At 70.3% G+C, this 20,293-nt stretch carries 18 protein-coding genes; 13 read left to right on the forward strand and 5 right to left on the reverse strand.

Annotation, left to right across the window (positions count from 1 at the left end; translation table 11 throughout):
* The first annotated feature begins 88 nt into the window (after positions 1 to 88).
* The 8 genes from recG to mutM all read left to right on the forward strand — a co-directional run bounded on the left by recG (position 89) and on the right by mutM (position 7,473).
* Positions 89 to 2,317 carry an ATP-dependent DNA helicase RecG gene (gene recG, locus ABZ953_RS11675; RefSeq protein WP_361720610.1) on the forward strand — a complete coding sequence of 743 codons (2,229 nt, stop codon included), beginning with the start codon at positions 89 to 91 and terminating at the stop codon, positions 2,315 to 2,317.
* 70 nt (positions 2,318 to 2,387) lie between these two features.
* Entirely contained in the window at positions 2,388 to 2,981 is a 594-nt protein-coding gene (gene rsmD / locus ABZ953_RS11680) for a 16S rRNA (guanine(966)-N(2))-methyltransferase RsmD (protein WP_361720613.1), read from the forward strand.
* Positions 2,982 to 3,007: 26 nt separating this feature from the next.
* Positions 3,008 to 3,487 (forward strand): pantetheine-phosphate adenylyltransferase, encoded by a 480-nt coding sequence (gene coaD, locus ABZ953_RS11685; protein ID WP_361721010.1) that lies wholly within the window; start codon positions 3,008 to 3,010, stop codon positions 3,485 to 3,487.
* A gap of 111 nt (positions 3,488 to 3,598) precedes the next feature.
* Positions 3,599 to 4,663 carry a cell division initiation protein gene (locus tag ABZ953_RS11690; protein ID WP_361720616.1) on the forward strand — a complete coding sequence of 355 codons (1,065 nt, stop codon included), beginning with the start codon at positions 3,599 to 3,601 and terminating at the stop codon, positions 4,661 to 4,663.
* 183 nt (positions 4,664 to 4,846) lie between these two features.
* Positions 4,847 to 5,497 (forward strand): YceD family protein, encoded by a 651-nt coding sequence (locus tag ABZ953_RS11695; RefSeq protein ID WP_361721013.1) that lies wholly within the window; start codon positions 4,847 to 4,849, stop codon positions 5,495 to 5,497.
* Between the two features lie 2 nt (positions 5,498 to 5,499).
* On the forward strand, positions 5,500 to 5,673 hold the full coding sequence (gene rpmF / locus ABZ953_RS11700; protein ID WP_026165248.1) for a 50S ribosomal protein L32: 174 nt from the start codon (positions 5,500 to 5,502) through the stop codon (positions 5,671 to 5,673).
* A gap of 7 nt (positions 5,674 to 5,680) precedes the next feature.
* A complete protein-coding gene (gene rnc, locus ABZ953_RS11705; RefSeq protein WP_361720620.1) occupies positions 5,681 to 6,499 on the forward strand; it encodes a ribonuclease III in 819 nt (272 codons plus the stop codon).
* 113 nt (positions 6,500 to 6,612) lie between these two features.
* Positions 6,613 to 7,473 carry a bifunctional DNA-formamidopyrimidine glycosylase/DNA-(apurinic or apyrimidinic site) lyase gene (mutM, locus tag ABZ953_RS11710; protein WP_361720623.1) on the forward strand — a complete coding sequence of 287 codons (861 nt, stop codon included), beginning with the start codon at positions 6,613 to 6,615 and terminating at the stop codon, positions 7,471 to 7,473.
* Here the strand turns inward: mutM and ABZ953_RS11715 are convergent.
* Positions 7,446 to 7,826, reverse strand: a complete 381-nt coding sequence (locus ABZ953_RS11715) for a helix-turn-helix domain-containing protein (protein WP_361720626.1) — start codon at positions 7,824 to 7,826, stop codon at positions 7,446 to 7,448. The two genes, mutM and ABZ953_RS11715, sit on opposite strands and share 28 nt — an antisense overlap.
* Positions 7,827 to 7,921: 95 nt before the next feature.
* A complete protein-coding gene (locus ABZ953_RS11720; RefSeq protein WP_361720629.1) occupies positions 7,922 to 8,806 on the reverse strand; it encodes a CAP domain-containing protein in 885 nt (294 codons plus the stop codon).
* Positions 8,807 to 8,935: 129 nt separating this feature from the next.
* On the opposite strand from ABZ953_RS11720, the gene ABZ953_RS11725 reads away from it, so the two are divergent.
* The 4 genes from ABZ953_RS11725 to ABZ953_RS11740 all read left to right on the forward strand — a co-directional run bounded on the left by ABZ953_RS11725 (position 8,936) and on the right by ABZ953_RS11740 (position 15,269).
* The gene (locus ABZ953_RS11725) at positions 8,936 to 9,217 is read left to right on the forward strand and encodes an acylphosphatase (protein WP_361720632.1); all 282 of its coding nucleotides are present in this window, start codon (positions 8,936 to 8,938) and stop codon (positions 9,215 to 9,217) included.
* A 403-nt stretch (positions 9,218 to 9,620) separates the two neighbouring features.
* Positions 9,621 to 9,824 (forward strand): hypothetical protein, encoded by a 204-nt coding sequence (locus ABZ953_RS11730; RefSeq protein WP_055551056.1) that lies wholly within the window; start codon positions 9,621 to 9,623, stop codon positions 9,822 to 9,824.
* A gap of 240 nt (positions 9,825 to 10,064) precedes the next feature.
* The gene (gene smc / locus ABZ953_RS11735; RefSeq protein ID WP_361720636.1) at positions 10,065 to 13,637 is read left to right on the forward strand and encodes a chromosome segregation protein SMC; all 3,573 of its coding nucleotides are present in this window, start codon (positions 10,065 to 10,067) and stop codon (positions 13,635 to 13,637) included.
* 207 nt (positions 13,638 to 13,844) lie between these two features.
* Entirely contained in the window at positions 13,845 to 15,269 is a 1,425-nt protein-coding gene (locus tag ABZ953_RS11740; protein ID WP_361720639.1) for a sugar porter family MFS transporter, read from the forward strand.
* 52 nt (positions 15,270 to 15,321) lie between these two features.
* Here ABZ953_RS11740 and ABZ953_RS11745 read toward each other — a convergent pair whose 3' ends face one another.
* Together ABZ953_RS11745 and ABZ953_RS11750 are read right to left on the reverse strand one after the other, a co-directional pair.
* The gene (locus ABZ953_RS11745; protein WP_361720642.1) at positions 15,322 to 16,305 is read right to left on the reverse strand and encodes an LLM class flavin-dependent oxidoreductase; all 984 of its coding nucleotides are present in this window, start codon (positions 16,303 to 16,305) and stop codon (positions 15,322 to 15,324) included.
* Between the two features lie 142 nt (positions 16,306 to 16,447).
* Positions 16,448 to 17,908: a cytosine permease gene (locus ABZ953_RS11750; protein WP_361720645.1), complete on the reverse strand. Its 1,461-nt coding sequence runs from the start codon at positions 17,906 to 17,908 to the stop codon at positions 16,448 to 16,450.
* A 199-nt stretch (positions 17,909 to 18,107) separates the two neighbouring features.
* Between ABZ953_RS11750 and ftsY the strand changes: the two genes are divergently transcribed.
* The gene (gene ftsY / locus ABZ953_RS11755) at positions 18,108 to 19,331 is read left to right on the forward strand and encodes a signal recognition particle-docking protein FtsY (protein WP_361720648.1); all 1,224 of its coding nucleotides are present in this window, start codon (positions 18,108 to 18,110) and stop codon (positions 19,329 to 19,331) included.
* Between the two features lie 117 nt (positions 19,332 to 19,448).
* Here the strand turns inward: ftsY and ABZ953_RS11760 are convergent, their stop codons facing one another.
* Positions 19,449 to 20,111, reverse strand: a complete 663-nt coding sequence (locus ABZ953_RS11760) for a bifunctional DNA primase/polymerase (protein ID WP_361720651.1) — start codon at positions 20,109 to 20,111, stop codon at positions 19,449 to 19,451.
* Positions 20,112 to 20,293: the final 182 nt, after the last annotated feature.

Genomic DNA, 20,293 nt, shown 5'->3' on the forward strand with positions numbered 1-20,293 from the left:
GGGAGCACGGCGGATCCGGCCGGGCGGGCACGGACAGCGGGCACGGATCAGGGGGACGTACGGCGGATTGTCAGTGGCGTGGTGTGCAATGGATCTCGTGCCCGCGCTCGAAGAACCCCTGAAGAAAGTGGTCGGCCCCGCCACCGCGAAGGTGATGGCCGAGAACCTCGACCTGCACACGGTCGGCGATCTCCTGCACCACTACCCCCGGCGGTACGCCGAGCGCGGCGAGCTCACCCGCCTCGCCGACCTCCCGCTGGACGAGCACGTCACGGTCGTCGCCCAGGTCGCGACCGCGCGCATCCTGAAGTTCAACGGCGGCAGAGGCCAGCGCCTCGAAGTCACCATCACGGACGGCAGCGGCCAGATCCAGCTCGTCTTCTTCGGCCGCGGCATCCACAAGCCGCACAAGGACCTCCTGCCCGGCACCCGCGCGATGTTCGCGGGCAAGGTGTCGGTCTTCAACCGCAAGATGCAGCTGGCCCACCCCGCGTACGAACTGCTGCGCGCCGAGGCCGACGAGGTCGGCGAGGCCGTCGGCTCCTGGGCCGGTGCCCTCCTGCCGATCTATCCGGCCACCGCCAAGCTGGAGTCCTGGAAGATCGCCAAGTCGGTCGACATGGTCCTGCCCAGTGCCCAGGAGGCCGAGGACCCGCTGCCGCCCGCCCTCCGCGACGGCCGCGGTCTCGTCCCGCTCCCCGAAGCGCTCCTGAAGATCCACCGGCCGCACTCGAAGGCGGACATCGCCGCCGCCCGCGACCGCCTCAAATGGGACGAGGCCTTCGTCCTCCAAGTCGCCCTGGCCCGGCGGCGGTACGCGGACGCGCAACTGCCCGCCGTGGCCCGCCGCCCCAAGGACGGCGGCCTCCTCGACGCCTTCGACGCCAAGCTGCCCTTCACCCTCACCGAGGGCCAGGAGAAGGTCTCCAAGGAGATCTTCGACGACCTCGCGACGGAACACCCGATGCACCGGCTCCTGCAGGGCGAGGTCGGATCCGGGAAGACGATGGTCGCGCTGCGCGCCATGCTCGCCGTCGTGGACGCGGGCGGGCAGGCCGCGATGCTCGCGCCCACCGAAGTCCTCGCCCAGCAGCACCACCGCTCCATCGTGGAGATGATGGGCGAGCTGGCCGAGGGCGGCATGCTGGGCGGCGCCGAGCACGCCACCAAGGTCACGCTGCTCACCGGCTCCATGGGGGCCGCCGCCCGCCGGCACGCCCTGCTCGACCTGGTCACCGGGGACGCCGGGATCGTCATCGGCACGCACGCGCTGATCGAGGACAAGGTGCAGTTCCACGACCTGGGCCTGGTGGTCGTCGACGAGCAGCACCGCTTCGGGGTCGAGCAGCGCGACGCCCTGCGCGGCAAGGGCAAGCAGCCCCCGCACCTCCTGGTCATGACGGCCACCCCCATTCCGCGCACGGTCGCGATGACGGTCTTCGGCGACCTGGAGACCTCGGTCCTGGACCAGCTCCCCGCCGGGCGCTCCCCGATCGCCAGCCACGTCGTCCCCGCGCAGGACAAGCCGCACTTCCTGGCCCGCGCGTGGGAGCGCGTGCGCGAAGAGGTGGAGAAGGGCCACCAGGCGTACGTGGTCTGCCCGCGCATCGGCGACGAGGAGGACGAGCCCAAGAAGTCCGGCAAGTCCGGCACCAAGAAGTCGGCCGAGGAGAAGGCGGAGGAGGTGGCCACCGCCGAGAAGCGGCCCCCGCTCGCCGTCCTGGAGGTCGCCGAGCAGCTCGCGCACGGACCGCTCCAGGGGCTGAAGGTCGAGGTCCTGCACGGCAGGATGCAGCCCGACGACAAGGACGCGGTGATGCGCCGCTTCGCCGCGGGCGAAACGCAGGTCCTGGTGGCGACGACGGTCATCGAGGTCGGGGTGAACGTGCCGAACGCCACCGCCATGGTGATCATGGACGCGGACCGCTTCGGCGTCTCCCAGCTGCACCAGCTCCGCGGCCGCGTCGGCCGCGGCTCGGCCCCCGGCCTCTGCCTCCTGGTCACCGACATGCCCGAGGCGAGCCCCGCCCGCGCCCGCCTCGGCGCCGTCGCCTCCACGCTCGACGGCTTCGAGCTCTCCCGCATCGACCTGGAGCAGCGCCGCGAGGGCGACGTGCTCGGCCAGGCCCAGTCCGGCGTCCGCTCCTCCTTGCGCATGCTCGCGGTCATCGAGGACGAGGAGATCATCGCCGCCGCCCGCGAGGAGGCGGTCACCGTCGTCGCCGACGACCCGGACCTGGAGCGGCTGCCCGCGCTGCGCACCGCCCTGGACGCCCTGCTCGACGCGGAGCGCGAGCGGTACCTCGACAAGGGTTGATCGGCGCGTACGCCATATCGTGGAGACAGCCCACCAACGTGGCGCATACCGGCCAGCCAGAAGGAACCAGATGACCCGCGTGATCGCCGGCACCGCCGGCGGACGCCGCCTGTCCGTCCCGCCGGGCAACGGCACCCGCCCCACGTCCGACCGCGCGCGCGAGGGCCTCTTCTCCACCTGGCAGGCCCTCCACGGCACGCTCGACGGGACCCGCGTCCTCGATCTCTACGCGGGCTCCGGCGCCGTCGGCCTGGAAGCGCTCTCCCGCGGCGCCGCGCACACCCTGCTCGTCGAGGCGGACGCCAGAGCGGCGCGCACCATCCGGGAGAACGTGACATCGGTCGGTCTGCCCGGCGCGGAGGTGCGAGCGGGCAAAGCCGCCCAGATCGTCCGGGGCGGAGCCCCCACCACCCCGTACGACCTGGTCTTCCTCGATCCGCCGTACGCCGTCGGCGACGACGATCTTCGGGAGATCCTGCTCACACTCCGCTCGGAAGGCTGGCTCACACCCGACGCGCTCGTCACCGTTGAACGCAGTACAAGAGGCGGAGAATTCAGCTGGCCGGAGGGCTTCGAGTCCCTCAGGTCCCGTCGCTACGGCGAAGGGACCTTTTGGTACGGTCGCGCCGCCTCTACGTGCGACGACTCAAGCGTCGCGCCATGACCGGACCGGAGAGCGAGGGACTCACGTTGCGCCGCGCCGTATGTCCGGGGTCTTTCGACCCCATCACCAATGGACACCTCGACATCATCGCCCGCGCCTCCAAGCTGTACGACGTGGTGCACGTCGCGGTGATGATCAATCAGTCGAAGAAGGGCCTGTTCGAGATCGACGAGCGGATCGAGCTGATCCGCCAGGTCACGGCCGACTTCGGCAACGTCGAGGTGGAGGCCTTCCACGGCCTCCTCGTCGACTTCTGCAAGCAGCGCGACATCCCGGCCATCGTCAAGGGTCTGCGCGCGGTCAGCGACTTCGACTACGAGCTGCAGATGGCCCAGATGAACAACGGCCTCTCGGGCGTCGAGACCCTCTTCGTCCCGACCAACCCCACCTACAGCTTCCTCTCCTCCTCGCTGGTCAAGGAGGTCGCGGCCTGGGGCGGCGACGTCGCCCACCTGCTGCCCCCCGCGGTCCACGCGGCTCTCGTCGAACGGCTTGGCGACAAGTGACCGCTCGGCGGGCCCACTGACAGCCCGTCAGCCGGTGTCGGACGGACGGCCACTGGCCTTACAGTCATCCCGTCCGTCTCCCAACCAGCTGTAGAGAGTGGCGAGCACACGGTGGACGTGCAGAAGAAGATTGACGAGATCGCCCGGGCGGTCGGCAACGCCCGGTCCATGCCCATGTCGGCCTCGTGCGTGGTCAACCGCGCCGATCTGCTCTCGATGCTCGAAGAGGTGCGCCAGGCCCTGCCGGGCTCCCTGGCCCAGGCCCAGGAGCTCATCGGCGGCCGCGAGCAGCTGGTCGAGCAGGCCCGCCAGGAGGCCGAGCGGATCATCGAGACCGCGCACGCCGAGCGCGGCTCCCTGATCTCCGACACCGAGGTCGCCCGCAACTCCCAGGGCGAGGCCGACCGCATTCTCACTGAGGCCCGCCAAACCGCGGAGGACGTCCGCGCCGAGGCCGACGACTACGTGGACAGCAAGCTCGCCAACTTCGAGGTCGTCCTCACCAAGACCCTCGGCTCGGTCGGCCGCGGCCGCGAGAAGCTCCTCGGCACCGGACCCGGCCTCGACGAGCACGGCTACGAGGACGAGGACGCCCCCGAGCGCAGCCACGACCCCGAGACGCTGCGCCGCGACGCCGACGCGTACGTGGACGCCAAGCTCGGCGCCTTCGAGGCGGTCCTCGCCAAGACGCTGGAGGCCGTCGGCCGCGGCCGTCAGACGCTGCACGGCCGCGCCCCCGCCGACGAGCTCGGCGCGCTGGGCGAGGGCGCCGCGGCCCAGGGCCACACCACCGACGCGGAGTACCTGGCGGACCTCGCGGGGCCCGCGCCCGCGGAGCCCCTGCCGCAGCAGCCCGCCCAGGCCCCGCAGGTCCCCGCGCAGCAGCCCTACGTGCCGCCGCAGCAGCAACCCGACCCCTACGGGTACCAGCACCCTCCCCAGGAGCAGTACGGGGACCAGTACGGGTACCAGCAGCCCTACGGCCAGCAGGATCCGTACGCGTACCAGCAGCACGACCAGTACGGCTACCCGCAGCAGGGCTACGACCAGGGCCAGCCGCAGCAGGCGCAGCACCAGGCCCAGCCCCAGCAGCCGGCGGTGCTCGACGAGACCAGCCTCTTCGACACGACCATGATCAGCGCCGAGCAGCTCCGCCAGTACGAACAGGGACGCTAGGCGCACGTCGGGGGAGCCCGGGGCAGCCGTGAGGCCGGATTGGGCCGAAAGCGGATGGTCAAGTATCCTGGCTCTTCGGTCGCGCATGCGTCCGCGACGCAGGCTGCCCACGCAAGCCGTGTTCGTGGCACCGGTGCGGCGGCCCCTCCCTTGGACTTCCCGGATTCGAAAGCAGGAAAAGCCCTGACTACGCGCCTCGACCACCGAAACCCTCTCGTGTTCGACACACACGAGCTGGGGCGGCGTCCTGGTGCCATGCAGCGGCTGACCCGTGAGATCGAAGCGCCCGGTTCACCGGCCGCCTTCGGTATCGAAGGGGTCATCGGAGTGCCGCAGGGCGCTCCGGTCGAGCTTGAGGTCCGACTCGAGTCGGTCATGGAAGGGGTGCTTGTCACAGGCACCGCCCGTGCAACGGCCGAGGGGGAGTGCGTAAGGTGTCTGGAGCCGCTCGGGCTTGAGCTCGACGCGGACTTCCAGGAGATGTTCTCGTACCCTGACGCCGACGACCGGGGCCGCAGCGCGGAACCGGCCGACGACGCCGAGGAAGACGAGGGCAGGCTCTATCTCGAGGACGGCATGTTCGACCTCGAGCCTGTGCTGCGTGATGCGGTGGTGCTCGCACTGCCGATGCAGCCGGTGTGCCAGGACGACTGTCCGGGCCTGTGCTCCCAGTGCGGGGTACGGCTCGCGGACGACCCGGACCACCACCATGACGCCGTCGACATCCGTTGGGCGGCTTTGCAGGGACTCGCTGGCACCATCCAGGACGGCGAGAAGGACGAGATGAGCGGCGCCGAAGCACAAGCGGGCGTCGACGAGAAGCAGGAGAAGTAGCCGTGGCTGTTCCGAAGCGGAAGATGTCGCGCAGCAACACGCGCCACCGCCGGTCGCAGTGGAAGGCTGCGGTCCCCACCCTGGTTTCGTGTGAGCGTTGCCAGGAGCCCAAGCAGCAGCACATCGCGTGCCCGAGCTGCGGCACCTACAACAAGCGCCAGGTCCTCGAGGTCTGAGCGGCTGGTGAGAGGCACCGTGTCTAGCCCCAAGAAGGCGGAAGACGCCAAGAAATTGGCGGAGACAACGGCCTCGTCCCACACGCTTCTGGAAGGGCGGCTCGGGTACAAACTCGAGTCCGCCCTTCTGGTGCGTGCACTGACCCACCGTTCGTACGCGTACGAGAACGGCGGTCTGCCGACGAATGAGCGGCTCGAGTTCCTCGGGGACTCGGTGCTCGGTCTCGTCGTCACGGACACGCTCTATCGCACCCACCCCGACCTGCCCGAAGGCCAGCTGGCCAAGTTGCGGGCCGCGGTGGTCAATTCGCGTGCGCTGGCGGAGGTCAGTCGCGGCCTCGAACTCGGCTCCTTCATCCGGCTCGGCCGGGGCGAAGAGGGTACGGGTGGCCGGGACAAGGCATCCATCCTCGCCGACACCCTTGAAGCGGTGATCGGCGCGGTCTATCTGGACCAGGGTCTGGACGCGGCGGGCGAGCTGGTGCACCGGCTCTTCGACCCGCTGATCGAAAAGTCCTCGAACCTGGGAGCGGGCCTGGACTGGAAGACCAGTCTGCAGGAGCTCACCGCGATGGAGAGCCTCGGCGTGCCCGAGTATCTCGTCACGGAGAGCGGCCCCGACCACGAGAAGACCTTTACTGCTGCCGCCCGCGTCGGAGGCGTCTCGTACGGCACCGGCACCGGCCGCAGCAAGAAGGAAGCGGAGCAGCAGGCCGCTGAGTCCGCGTGGCGCGCGATCCGCGCCGCCGCGGACGAGCGGATCAAGGCGGCCGAGGCCGCCGCTGCCGCACAGTCCGGGGGGACCGCCGACACCCCCTCGGTCTGACAGCCGCCCATCCTTCGGTGCCGGCCGCCCTCTTCATGAGGGTGGCCGGCGCTGTGCTTTCCCGAACCCGGCGCCGTGTTTTCCCCGTACCCACCACACCCCCCGGAGCGGACATGCCCGAGCTGCCCGAAGTCGAAGTCGTCCGGCGTGGTCTGGAGCGGTGGGTCAGCGGGCGTCTCATCGGCGAGGTGCGGGTGCTGCACCCGCGTGCGGTGCGGCGGCACATGGCGGGCGGTGCGGACTTCGCGGACCGGCTGACCGGGCACCGGATGGGGCTCGCCCAGCGGCGCGGCAAATATCTGTGGCTGCCGCTCGCCGACTCCGCGCAGTCCGTCCTGGCCCATCTGGGCATGAGCGGCCAGCTTCTGGTGCAGCCCCAAGAGGCCCCGGAAGAGAAGCACTTGAGGGTCCGGATGCGCTTCGCGGACGAGCAGGGCACCGAGCTCCGCTTCGTCGACCAGCGCACCTTCGGCGGGCTCTCGCTGCACGACAACACCGCCGACGGGCTCCCCGACGTCATCGCGCACATCGCGCGTGACCCGCTGGACGCCGCGTTCGACGACGACGCCTTCCATCAGGCGCTGCGCGGCCGCCGTACGACGATCAAGCGGGCGCTGCTCGACCAGTCCCTGATCAGCGGCGTCGGCAACATCTACGCGGACGAGGCGCTGTGGCGGTCGAGGCTGCACTACGAGCGGCCCACCGGCTCCTTCACGCGCCCGCGCACGGCCGAACTCCTGGGCCACGTACGGGACGTGATGAACGCGGCGCTCGCCGTCGGCGGCACCAGCTTCGACAGTCTCTACGTCAATGTGAACGGCGAGTCGGGCTATTTCGAGCGGTCGTTGGACGCCTACGGCCGGGAGGACGAGCCGTGCCGCCGCTGCGGCACCGCGATCCGCCGGCGTCCGTGGATGAACCGGTCCAGCTACTTCTGCCCCCGCTGTCAGCGGGCGCCGCGCTCTTCGTCGTAACGCTCCTGCGCCCGCAGCACCTCGTCCTGCCTGCCCTCCACGCAGTGGATCAGGGCCAGCAGCCGCTCGGTGATCTCCTGACCCAGCGGGGTGAGCCGGTAGTCCACGCGCGGTGGGTTGGTCGGCTGGGCGGCGCGGTGCACCAGACCGTCGCGCTCCAGGGCGTGCAGGGTCTGGGAGAGCATCTTCTCGCTGACGCCGTCGACGCGGCGGCGCAGTTCATTGAAGCGGAACGTCCCCTCGTGCAGAGCTCCGAGGGTGAGCGCGCCCCAGCGTCCGGTGACGTGCTCCAGCGTGCCCCGGGAGGGGCACTGCCGGGAGAACACGTCGTACGCAAGGTCGGTGGGTTCCATGCGTACACCCTACTCCCGCACAGCGCTAACCATTGGTTAGCGCCCACCCCCGTGCCCTCGCGGAGTGCGGGAACGCGGGCGGTGCCGGGCGGCTGTCAGAAGCCGAAGTCCTGCGTCCACCACGGGCCGCCCGGCGCGAAGTGCGCGCCGACGCCCAGGGTCTTGTAGTCGCAGTTGAGGATGTTGGCGCGGTGGCCGGGGCTGTCCATCCAGGCGGCCATCACGGACCGGGGGTCGGCTTGTCCGCGCGCGATGTTCTCGCCGCCCAGGTCCGCGATGCCCGCCTTGTCGGCGCGGTCCCACGGCGTCGCGCCGTCCGGGTCGGTGTGGGCGAAGAAGTCGCGCTCGGCCATGTCGGCGCTGAAATCGCCCGCCAGCTCGGCGAGCCGGTCGTCGGCCTGCACCGGTCGGCAGCCCACCTTGGCCCGCTCCTGGTTGACCAGGGTGATGACCTCGGCCTCGGCCTTGACCTCGTCGGTCGAGGGCCGCGAGCTCGCCGGGGGAGCCTCGGGCTTCTTCTCGGGCGTACGGGACGGGCTCGGCGGCGTCGGCTTCTTCTTCTCGGTGTGCGGCTTCGGCGCCTTGGGCGTCGGCTTCCCGGCCGGTGTCTTCGAAGGCTTCGGGTCGGCCTTGGAGGGCGCGGGCTTCGGCGCCTGGGAGCGGCCGGTGCCACGGCTCGGCGACGGCTCGGCGCGCTCGGCCCTGTCGCCCGAGCCGCCCTGGGCGTCCACCTCGGTCGGCGCGGCCGCGGAGCGTACCTTGCCGGGGGCGTCCCCGCTGCCCAGCTGATAGTTGTCGGAACCCGGGAGCACGCCCGCGGCGACCGCTACGGCGCCCATCGCGACGGCCGCCGATACGCCGAGCAAGCCGGTGCGGACCGGTGTGGAAGCACGGCCCTTACGGCGGTGCGTCACCGTCCCCGGGTGGTTCTCAGGGGTGGCGGCGGCCTGTCCAGCGCCGGAGCGTCGGTGGCGTCCCATCTCCTGGCCTTTCGTCCTTATGATCAACGTGACTCACCCATATGAGTGAGGCTCATCGAGTCGCGACTGTACGCGATGGCGCATGGGCACGAAGTGCCTCCTGAGCAATTGGCCGGTTAGCGTGCACCCATGAATGAAGACGTGCGACTCACCGCCTGGGTGCGAGGACGCGTACAGGCCGTGGGATTCCGCTGGTTCACGCGGGCCAAGGCGCTGGAGATCGGTTCCTTGAGTGGTTTTGCTCTCAATTTGGAGGACGGCCGCGTACAGGTCGTCGCCGAGGGGCCCCGGGCCGGCTGCCAGAAACTGCTCGACTGGCTCCGCGAGGGCGACACACCCGGGCGGGTCGACGGCGTGACAGAGATCTGGGACACACCGCGTGGCATATACGAGACCTTCGCCATCCGGTGACCGTGACCGGGTGAGACGTCTCAGGACGGGGGCGGCGGGGTGCGGGACGAGTGTCCCGGGCAACTGCCTGAGGCAGAAAAAGCCTGGTGGTTGCCAAGAACGGCTTGCCGTGGCAGGCTCCGCAAGTAAGGATGATCTCCACGCCCCCAGGGCCCCGCAGGAGAAGCAGCGCCGCCCGTTCCAGGGCCGCGTGCCCCCGGGTCGCCCGCCAATACGGGGTGTGATCGTGTTGACCGTCAAACTTTTTGGTGAGACTCTGGAAGCCCCGCGCACCTTAGCTGTTTGGCATGTGAGAACGGCCAGCAAGACCCCAGCAGAACAATGAGTGCCAAGCACCGCGGGTGCGATTCCCTCACGACCCACACCGCTTCGGTCGGTCACTCAGTGTGGAGGACCATCCATCATGGCAAAGGCGCTTCTCGGTTACGTCGGCGGCAGCGACCCGCGACTCCTCGCCGAGATGCGACGGCTCCAGCAGCGCGTCCAGGACCTGGAATCCGAGCTCGGTCGGATCCAGGCCGAGAACGACGCGCTCGCGGCTGCCGCTTCTCACGAATCGCTCCTCGAGAGCATCGACGTACCCCAGGCGGAGCCTGCGCTCACCTGACCACTAAACGATCACCAATTCACAGGGCCTTTCTGAACATGTGTCCCTGATAAGCAACCGGTCAGGCTGTTCGTGTCAGCCGCTTGTTTCCAGATCTGCAAGATCTGCAAGGGACGCTTCGGCGTCCCTTCTTTCTTTCCTGCTCCTGCATACGTTCACTCATGCGCCACTTTCTTTACCGTCTGGTGTGCCCTGCACGTTCTTCGGTGAAACGGCCACCGAAAGGTAGAGTCCGACGGCGTGCATCTCAAGGCCCTTACCCTGCGCGGTTTCAAGTCGTTCGCGTCCGCCACGACGCTGAAGTTCGAGCCGGGCATCACCTGCGTCGTCGGACCCAACGGCTCCGGCAAGTCCAATGTCGTGGACGCGCTGAGCTGGGTCATGGGCGAGCAGGGGGCCAAGTCCCTGCGCGGCGGCAAGATGGAGGACGTCATCTTCGCCGGCACCACCGGGCGGCCCCCGCTCGGCCGTGCCGAGGTGTCCCTCACCATCGACAACTCCGACGGCGCCCTGCCCATCGAGTACGCCGAAGTCACCATCACGCGGATCATGTTCCGCAACGGCGGCAGCGAGTACCAGATCAACGGCGACACCTGCCGCCTCCTCGACATCCAGGAACTGCTCTCCGACTCCGGCATCGGACGGGAGATGCACGTCATCGTCGGGCAGGGCCAGCTCGACGGAGTGCTGCACGCCGACCCGATGGGGCGGCGCGCATTCATCGAGGAGGCCTCGGGCGTCCTCAAGCACCGCAAGCGCAAGGAGAAGGCGCTGCGCAAGCTCGACGCGATGCAGGCCAACCTCGCGCGCGTGCAGGACCTCACCGACGAACTGCGGCGCCAGCTCAAGCCGCTGGGCCGGCAGGCCGCCGTCGCACGCAGGGCCGCCGTCATCCAGGCCGATCTGCGCGACGCCCGCCTGCGGCTGCTCGCCGACGATCTCGTACGGCTGCGCGAGGCGCTGAACGCGGAGGTCGCCGACGAGGCCGCGCTCAAGGAGCGCAAGGAGAGCGCGGAGGCCGCCCTGAAGGCCGCCCTACAGCGCGAGTCGGAGCTGGAGGGAGAGGTGCGGCGCCTCACGCCGCGTCTGCAGCGGGCCCAGCAGACCTGGTACGAGCTGTCCCAGCTGGCCGAGCGGGTGCGCGGCACCGTCTCGCTGGCCGACGCGCGGGTCAAGAGCGCCACCGCCGCACCCCCCGAGGAGCGGCGCGGCCGCGACCCGGAGGACATGGAGCGCGAGGCCGCCCGGATCCGCGAGCAGGAGGCCGAGCTCGAAGCCGCGCTCGAGGCCGCCGAACACGCCCTGGAGGACACGGTCGCCCACCGGGCCGACCTCGAACAGCAGCTGGCCGTCGAGGAGCGCAGGCTCAAGGACGTGGCGCGGGCCATCGCCGACCGGCGCGAAGGGCTCGCCCGGCTGAGCGGACAGGTCAACGCGGCCCGTTCGCGTGCCGCGTCCGCCCGCGCCGAGATCGACCGGCTCGCCGACGCCAGGGACGGGGCCGCCGAGCGCGCGGTCACCGCCCAGGAGGAGTACGAGGAGCTCAAGGCGGAGGTCGACGGGCTCGACGCGGACGACGCGGAGCTCGGCGAGCGGCACGACGCGGCGAAGCGGGAACTCGCCGAGGCCGAGGCCGCACTCACCGCGGCACGGGAGGCGGCGACCGGCGCCGAGCGCAAGCGGGCCGCGGTCGCCGCCCGGCACGACGCGCTCGCCCTCGGCCTGCGGCGCAAGGACGGCACCGGCGCGCTGCTCGCCGCCGGGGAGCAGCTCACCGGGCTGCTCGGCCCGGCCGCCGCACTGCTCACCGTGGCCCCCGGGTTCGAGGTCCCGGTCGCGGCCGCGCTCGGTGCCTGCGCCGACGCCATCGCCGTGAGCGGTCCGAGCACGGCCGCCGAGGCCATCCGGCTGCTGCGCAAGCAGGACGCCGGGCGTGCGGCGCTGCTGCTCGGCGGCGCCCCGGACGGGGTGCGCGAGGAGCGCCCCGAGGGGCCGCCGCTCGTCGCCGATCTCGTACGGGGACCCGAGGAGCTGATGCCCGCCGTGCGGCGGCTGCTGCACGGCATCGTCGCGGTGGGAACGCTGGAGGACGCCGAGGACCTGGTCTACGCGCACCCTGGGCTGACCGCCGTCACCTCCGAAGGGGATCTGCTCGGGGCGCACTTCGCGCAGGGCGGGTCCGCGGGGGCGCCGAGCCTGCTCGAAGTGCAGGCGTCCGTCGACGAAGCCGCCGCCGATCTTGAGCAGCTCGCATCGCGGTGCGAGCAGTTGGCCGTCGGTCAGGAGCGGGCCGGGGAGCGGCGCAAGGAGTGTGCCGCGCTCGTCGAGGAGTTGGGGGAGCGGCGCAGGGCCGCCGACCGCGAGAAGTCGTCCGTGGCACAGCAGTTGGGGCGGCTCGCCGGGCAGGCGCGGGGCGCCGCGGGTGAGGCCGAGCGGTCCGCCGCCGCCGCGGCCAGGGCGCAGGACGCGCTGGACAGGGCCGTCGAGGAGGCCGAGGAACTCGCCGAGCGGCTCGCCGTCGCCGAGGAGGCGTCTGGCTCGGGGGGCTCGGGGGAAAGGGACGAGGAGCCGGACACCGCGGTGCGCGACCGGCTCGCCGCCGACGGGGCGAACGCCCGGCAGACCGAGATGGAGGCCCGGCTCCAGGCCCGTACGCACGAGGAGCGGGTCAAGGCGCTCGCGGGCCGCGCGGACTCCCTGGACCGGGGCGCGCGCGCCGAACGCGAGGCACGCGCGCGTGCCGAGCAGCGCAGGGCCCGGCTGCGCGTCGAGGCGGCGGTGGCCGAGGCCGTCGCGTCCGGCGGGCGCCAGCTGCTCGCCCACGTCGAGGTCTCCCTCGTACGGGCGCAGGAGGAGCGGACCGCGGCAGAGCGGGCCAAGGAGGCGCGGGAGCGGGATCTGGTGGCCGAGCGCGGCCGGGGCAGGGACCTCAAGGCGGAACTCGACGCATTGACTGATTCAGTTCACCGCGGCGAGGTACTAGGTGCCGAGAAGCGGCTGCGGATCGAGCAGCTGGAGGTCAAGGCACTGGAGGAGCTCGGTGTGGAACCGGCGGGACTCGTGGCCGACTACGGTCCGGATCAGCTCGTACCGGCCTCGCCCGCCGCCGAGGGCGAGGAGCTGCCCGACGACCCGCGGCATCCGCGCAATCTGCCGGTGCCCTTCGTCCGCGGCGAGCAGGAGAAGCGGCTCAGGTCAGCCGAACGGGCGTATCAGCAGCTCGGAAAAGTGAACCCGCTGGCCCTTGAGGAGTTCGCGGCGCTGGAGGAACGGCACAAGTTCCTGAGCGAGCAGCTCGAAGACCTGAAGAAGACGCGGACCGACCTCCTCCAGGTGGTGAAGGAGGTCGACGAGCGCGTCGAGCAGGTCTTCACCGAGGCGTACTACGACACGGCCCGCGAGTTCGAGGGCGTCTTCTCCCGGCTCTTCCCCGGTGGCGAGGGGCGGCTGATCCTGACCGACCCCGACAACATGCTGACCACCGGCGTGGACGTCGAGGCCCGGCCGCCCGGCAAGAAGGTCAAGCGGCTCTCGCTGCTGTCCGGCGGCGAGCGGTCGCTGACAGCCGTGGCGTTGCTCGTCTCGATCTTCAAGGCGCGGCCCAGTCCGTTCTACGTGATGGACGAGGTCGAGGCGGCGCTCGACGACACCAACCTGCAGCGGCTCATCCGCATCATGCAGGAGCTGCAGGAGGCCTCGCAGCTCATCGTGATCACGCACCAGAAGCGCACGATGGAGGTCGCCGACGCGCTGTACGGCGTCTCGATGCAGGGTGACGGCGTCTCCAAGGTGATCAGCCAGCGGCTCCGCTAGGCGCTCTTCAACACTTCAAGACTTGAACATGGGCGAGCTCAGAGTGCCCATAAATTCACAGCAGCCCCCCTATTGACTTCGAAACTTGAAGGCATAGTCTCTGCAACGTTGCTTTTACCTTCAGGTGGTGGGCGGCGTGAAGTTGTGCGCCACTTGAAGAGCTCGCCCCCACCCCCGGCAACGCTGCCGGTGGCCCGAGGAGTACACGTGACCAGCACATCGCAGGCGCCTCAGTCCGGAGCCAGAGAGGCCCACCCGGACCATCTCGGACATGTCATCTTCATTACGGCGGCCGCCGCGATGGGTGGCTTCCTCTTCGGCTACGACAGTTCGGTGATCAACGGCGCGACCGTCGCCATCCAGCACCGTTTCGACGTCGACGCCAACATGCTCGGCTGGATCATCGCCACCGCGCTGCTCGGCTGCGCCGTCGGTGCCGCCATCGCGGGCCGCATCGCGGACCGCATCGGCCGCATCCGCTGCATGCAGATCGCCGCCGTGCTCTTCGCGGCCAGCGCGATCGGCTCGTCCCTGCCGTTCGCGGCCTGGGACCTGACCATGTGGCGCCTCATCGGTGGCATCGGCATCGGCATGGCCTCGGTGATCGGCCCGGCGTACATCGCCGAGGTCGCCCCGCCCGCCTACCGGGGCCGGCTCGCCTCGTTCCAGCAGGCCGCGATCGTCATCGGCATCGCCGTCTCCCAGCTGGTCAACTGGGGCATCCTGAACATGGCCGACGGCGACCAGCGCGGCAAGATCGGGGGCCTCGAGGCCTGGCAGTGGATGCTCGGCGTCATGGTCATCCCCGCCCTGCTCTACGGGCTGCTTTCCTTCATCATCCCGGAGTCGCCGCGCTTCTTGATCTCGGCAGGACGGCAGGCCGAGGCGAAGAAGGTCCTCGGTGAGGTCGAGGGGGAGCACATCGACCTGGACGCGCGCGTGCAGGAGATCGAGACGGGCCTGCACCGGGAGCACAAACCTTCCTTCAAGGACCTCCTCGGCAAGGTCGGCTTCCTGCCGATCGTCTGGATCGGCATCGGGCTCTCGGTCTTCCAGCAGCTCGTCGGCATCAACGTGATCTTCTACTACTCGAACCAGCTGTGGCAGTCGATCGGCAAGGACCCGTCCAGCTCGTTCCTGTACTCGTTCGAGACGTCGATCGTGAACATCATCGGCACGGTCATCGCGATGATCTTCGTCGACCGCATCGGCCGCAAGCCCCTCGCCATCATCGGCTCCGCGGGAATGGCGCTCGCGCTGTTCACCATGGCGTGGGCGTTCTCGTACAAGACCGGCTCCGGCGACAACGTCGCGCTGCCCAACGCGCAGGGCCTGACCGCGATCATCGCCGCCAACGCCTTCGTGCTCTTCTTCGCCCTCTCCTGGGGCGTGGTGGTCTGGGTGCTGCTCGGCGAGATCTTCCCGAACCGCATCCGCGCCGCGGCGCTCGGGGTGGCCGCCGCCGCCCAGTGGCTCGCCAACTTCGCGATCACCAAGACCTTCCCGAGCATGTCCGAGTGGTCCCTGACCGGCTCGTACATCATCTACGGCGCCTTCGCCGCCGTCTCGATCCCCTTCGTCATGAAGTTCGTCAAGGAGACGAAGGGCAAGGCCCTGGAGGAGATGGGCTAAACCCCGCTGCCCCCTCCTCTTCAGGAAGCTGCCCCGGCTTACGGACTCGTGCTCACTTGTCCTTGAGCCGGGGCAGTACGTTTTCGCAGAAGTGGTGCAGGCTGCGCCAGCCCTCGTCGACGGGCATGCCGCCGGAGAGCGGATGCAGGACGAGGCTGCCCGCGCCGTTTTTCGCGTACGTCACGCACTCGTCGGGCGTCAGGATGCGGTAGACACCCTCTTCGCGCAGCTCCGCCACCGTCGTGGCCGACGACTTCACCGCCGAGCGGATGTCCTTGGACTGCCAGGAGGCGTACGTGCGCGCCTCGTGCAGGAAGTGCTCGCCGTGCTCGGCCCAGGTGCGCTCGGGGTCGTCGGCTATGTGCAGAAGCGGGGTCTCGGCCGCGGGCATCATCGTCCAGCCCTCGGTGCCGTGCTCCGCGCGCTGCGCGTCGTAGTACGCCTCGAGGTCGGGCAGGTGGGCGCTCGGGAAGAACGGCAGGCCGAGCCGGGCCGCACGCCGGGCCGCCGCCTTCGATGAGCCGCCGACCAGGAGCAGCGGGTGCGGCTGGGTGAAGGGGCGCGGTGTGATGCGCGCCGTCCGGCCGCGATAGGTGAAGGGCTCGCCCGTCCAGGCCTTGAGCAGCGTCTCCAGGAGCTCGTCCTGGAGCCTGCCGCGGTGGCTCCAGTCGACGCCCGCCTGCTCGTACTCCTCGGGCCGGTAGCCGATCCCCGCCACCGTGACAAGACGGCCCGCGCTCAGCAGATCGAGTACGGCGATGTCCTCGGCGAGCCGCAGCGGGTCGTGCAGCGGGCCGATCACCGCGGACACCGTCACCGCGATGCGTCGGGTCGCGCCGAAGACGGCCCCCGCGAAGGTGAAGGGCGAGGAGATCCAGTTGTTCTCCGCGCCGTGGTGTTCCTCGGTCTGGACGGTGGAGATGCCGCGGTCGTCCGCGTAGGCGGCCATCTCCAGGGCGGTCCGGTAGCGCTCGCTCAGGGATGCGGGCGTCGCCGCGGGATCGACGAGGTTGAAACGTACGACTGTGGCGGGCATGGGAACGTCCCCCTTCACCGTGCGTGGGCGGCGAAGGGGGACGTTAGTTGACGCAGTGTCAGATGGGTAGCCTCGTACGGAAGTCGGATCGTTCCGCGGCGAAGATGGCGGGGATCAGACGGCGGGGGTCAGATGGCGGGGATCAGGCGGAGACCAGCTCGGTGTCGCCCTCGCCCTTGCCGCCCGAGGCCGCCGCGGGCCGCTCGACCAGCGGGGTCTTCGGCAGGATCGCGTACAGCACCGCGGCGACGACGATCGTGGTCAGCCAGCCCAGGCCGTGACGGCCGATCCAGGAGGTGGCGAGCGGGCCGCCGAACCAGTCGACCTTGGTGAAGAGCAGGCCCACGAGCAGGGCGACCGCCCACGCCGTCATGGCCTGCCAGGCGAAGCCCGCCTTGTACCAGTAGGCGCTGGTGCGCTTGGTGTCCATCAGGGCCTCGCCGTCGTACGTCTTGCGGCGCAGCATGTCGATGCCGAAGACGCCGATCCAGGCGGAGAACGCGACCGCGAGCAGCGTGAGGAAGGAGATGAAAGAGCCCATGAAGCTCGTCGCCACGTTCATCAGGATGTAGCCGAAGATCAGGCTGATGACGGCGTTCACGCTCACGGCCCAGGTGCGCGGGACCTTGATGCCGAGCGTCATGGCGGTGAAGCCCGCGGAGTACATCGACATGGAGTTGATCAGCAGCATGCCGATGAGCGCCATGAGGAGGTACGGCACCGCGATCCACATCGGCAGCAGCTCGCCGAGGAAGGAGACCGGGTCCTGCGCCGAGGAGAGCTTCGGGTCGGAGACCGCCATGACCGCGCCCATCAGGACCATCGGGACGACGACGATGCCGGCGCCGCCGATGGCGTGGCCGATGAGCGGCTTGTTGGAGGCCGCGCGCGGCAGGTACCGGGTGAAGTCGGGGCCGGTGGGCACCCAGCTGATGCCGCCGGCGGCGATCGTGCCGACGCCCGCGACCATCATCGCGGTGGAGCCCGCGGGCTTGTCGAAGACGGCGGACCAGTCGGTCTCGGCGAGGAGGTAGACAAGCACCAGGACGCTGAAGGCGCCGAAGGCGTACGTCGACCAGGTGCTGCAGATGTGCAGGATCTTGCGGCCGAGGCCGCTGATCAGGAACGTGCAGGTGACGAAGGCGACCAGCGTGACGATCGTCAGCCAGGTGCTCGACTCCACGCCGAAGCAGATGTCCAGGACCGTGATGATCGCGTACGCGCCGGTGACCGCGTTGATCGTCTCCCAGCCCCAGCGGGCCACCCAGATGAGGGCGCCGGGGAAGAGGTTGCCCCGCTGGCCGAAGACCGCGCGGGAGAGCGTCATGCCGGGCGAGCCGCCGCGCTTGCCGGCGATCGAGATCAGCCCGACCATGCCGTAGCTCAGCAGGGGCGAGACGAGCGCGACGATCAGGACCTGCCAGAAGTTCAGGCCGTTGGAGACGATCAGGCCCGCGCCCATGGTCAGCAGCAGGACGCTGATGTTGGCCGCTACCCACGTGGGGAAGAGTTCACGGGTCCTGCCCGTGCGCTCGGCGTCCGGGACGGGCTCAAGGCCGCGCGTCTCTAGGGCGCCTTCGGATTCGGCGGTGGTGCTGCTCATGGGGGTGGGTCCGTGCCTCTCGCTCGGATCGCAACGTCGCGATCCGCCGGTGGGGGTGATTCGCGATGGACTCTACGCGCGTTGATGCGGGGACCTCCATCGTACTTTAGTCCGAGTAGTGCCCTCCCAGGGCATATGTTCTTTGGAGGAAACTCCAATCTGGGCCTCACTTGGTGGCATGGCCGATACTGGACGGGTTATGGAAATCGTCATCCTTGCTGTAGTCATCGCCGTGGTCGTGATCGGCGCGCTCGGCGGGCTCGTGATCGGCAGCCGCAAGAAGAAGCAGCTGCCCCCGCAGGCCCCGTCCAGCACGCCCACCATCACCGCCCCTCCCGCCGAACCGAAGGTCGGCGACGAGGCCGAGACGCCGCGCGACGAACCGCGCCGCACGATCGAGGAGGTGGAACTCCCCCTCGTCGAGCCGTCGGCCACGGCCCCGGTCGTCGTCGAGGAGCCGGTCGCCGAAGAACCGGCCGCGCCGGAGATCGAGACCCCCGAGCCCGCCGCGGGACGCATGGTCCGGCTGCGCGCCCGGCTCTCCCGCTCGCAGAACGCGCTCGGCAAGGGGCTGCTCACGCTGCTGTCCCGCGAGCACCTCGACGAGGACACCTGGGAGGAGATCGAGGACACGCTGCTCACCGCGGACGTCGGTGTCGCGCCCACCCAGGAGCTCGTGGAGCGGCTGCGTGAGCGCGTCCGCGTGCTCGGCACCCGTACCCCTGACGAGCTGCGCAACCTGCTCCGCGAGGAGCTCCTCACGCTCGTCGGCGCGGATCTCGACCGCACCGTGAAGACCGAGTCCGGCCTGGAGACGCCGGGCATCGTGATGGTCGTCGGGGTCAACGGCACCGGCAAGACCACCACGACCGGCAAGCTCGCGCGCGTGCTCGTCGCCGACGGCCGCTCGGTCGTCCTCGGCGCCGCCGACACCTTCCGCGCCGCCGCCGCCGACCAGCTGCAGACCTGGGGCGAGCGCGTCGGTGCCCGTACGGTCCGCGGCCCCGAGGGCGGCGACCCCGCGTCGATCGCCTTCGACGCGGTCAAGGAGGGCATCGCGGAAGGCGCGGACGTCGTCCTCATCGACACCGCGGGCCGGCTGCACACCAAGACGGGCCTCATGGACGAGCTCGGCAAGGTCAAGCGCGTCGTCGAGAAGCACGCCCCGCTCGACGAGGTACTGCTCGTCCTGGACGCCACGACCGGCCAGAACGGCCTGGTGCAGGCGCGGGTCTTCGCCGAGGTCGTCGACATCACGGGCATCGTTCTCACCAAGCTGGACGGCACCGCCAAGGGCGGCATCGTCGTCGCCGTCCAGCGCGAACTGGGCGTGCCGGTCAAGCTGGTGGGCCTCGGCGAGGGCGCGGACGACCTGGCTCCCTTCGAGCCCGATGCGTTCGTGGACGCGCTCATCGGGGACTGAGGGTCGGCACTGTCCGTCCTCCGTACGTGACGCACGTGACGTACGCAAAGAAGGGCCTCTCGCACGGTGCAGGTGCGAGGGGCCCTTCCGTATGTGGTTGTTGAGGGCGCGCCGGGCCTATGCCGGGGACCGGTGCGCGACGTACGCCAGCGTGCCGAGCAGGAGCCGCGCCTGGGGCGGGTGCGTCGCCGTGTCGAGCGCGGGGGAGCGGAGCCAGCGGACCGGGCCGAGGCCGCCGCGGTCCGACGGGGGCGCGGTGATGTGGGTGCCGTGGCCCAGGCCGTGCAGGTCAAGGGCGGCGTCGTCCCAGCCCGTGCGGTAGAGCAGCTGGGGGAGTTCGGTCGCGGCGCCGGGGGCGACGAAGAACTGTGCCCGGCCGTCGGGCGTGACTGCCACCGGGCCCAGGGGGAGGCCCATCCGCTCGAGCCGGAACAGTGCGCGCCGCCCGGCCGCCTCAGCCACCTCGAGCACGTCGAACGCGCGCCCGACCGGCAGCAGCACGGCGGCGCCGGGGAACTCGGCCCAGGCGTCGGCCGCTTCGTCGAGCGTGGCCCCGGCCGGGACCTCGGGGGCGAAGCCCAGCGGATGGGCGCCGGGGGCGGCGCAGTCGGCGGCTCCGCACGAGCAGGCGCCGTCCAGGGCCCGCGCGCCGGGCACCGCGGCCCAGCCCCACAGGCCGGTGTACTCCGCGACCGCGGTGCACTCCGATGTGCGGCCGCGCCGCCGTGATCCGGTCCGGGGCCTGTCGGTTCCCCGGGTGCCGCCGATCGTGAAACCCATGCCCCCTCCAACGGGTCGAGCGTGCCGCGGTTACGTGGCGGAATCGGATCGTGACCCTCTGTTCTGCGACGGCGCCCGGTGGATTCACGGGTGGTGCGCCCGGCGTCGTGCGCCCCGGTGCACTCCGCTCCACCCACTTTCGTTCGTCCTATGTCAAGTGAATCGCTTGTGGCGGCCCGGGA

Source organism: Streptomyces sp. NPDC046465 (genome assembly GCF_040646035.1).
Lineage (GTDB): Bacteria > Actinomycetota > Actinomycetes > Streptomycetales > Streptomycetaceae > Streptomyces.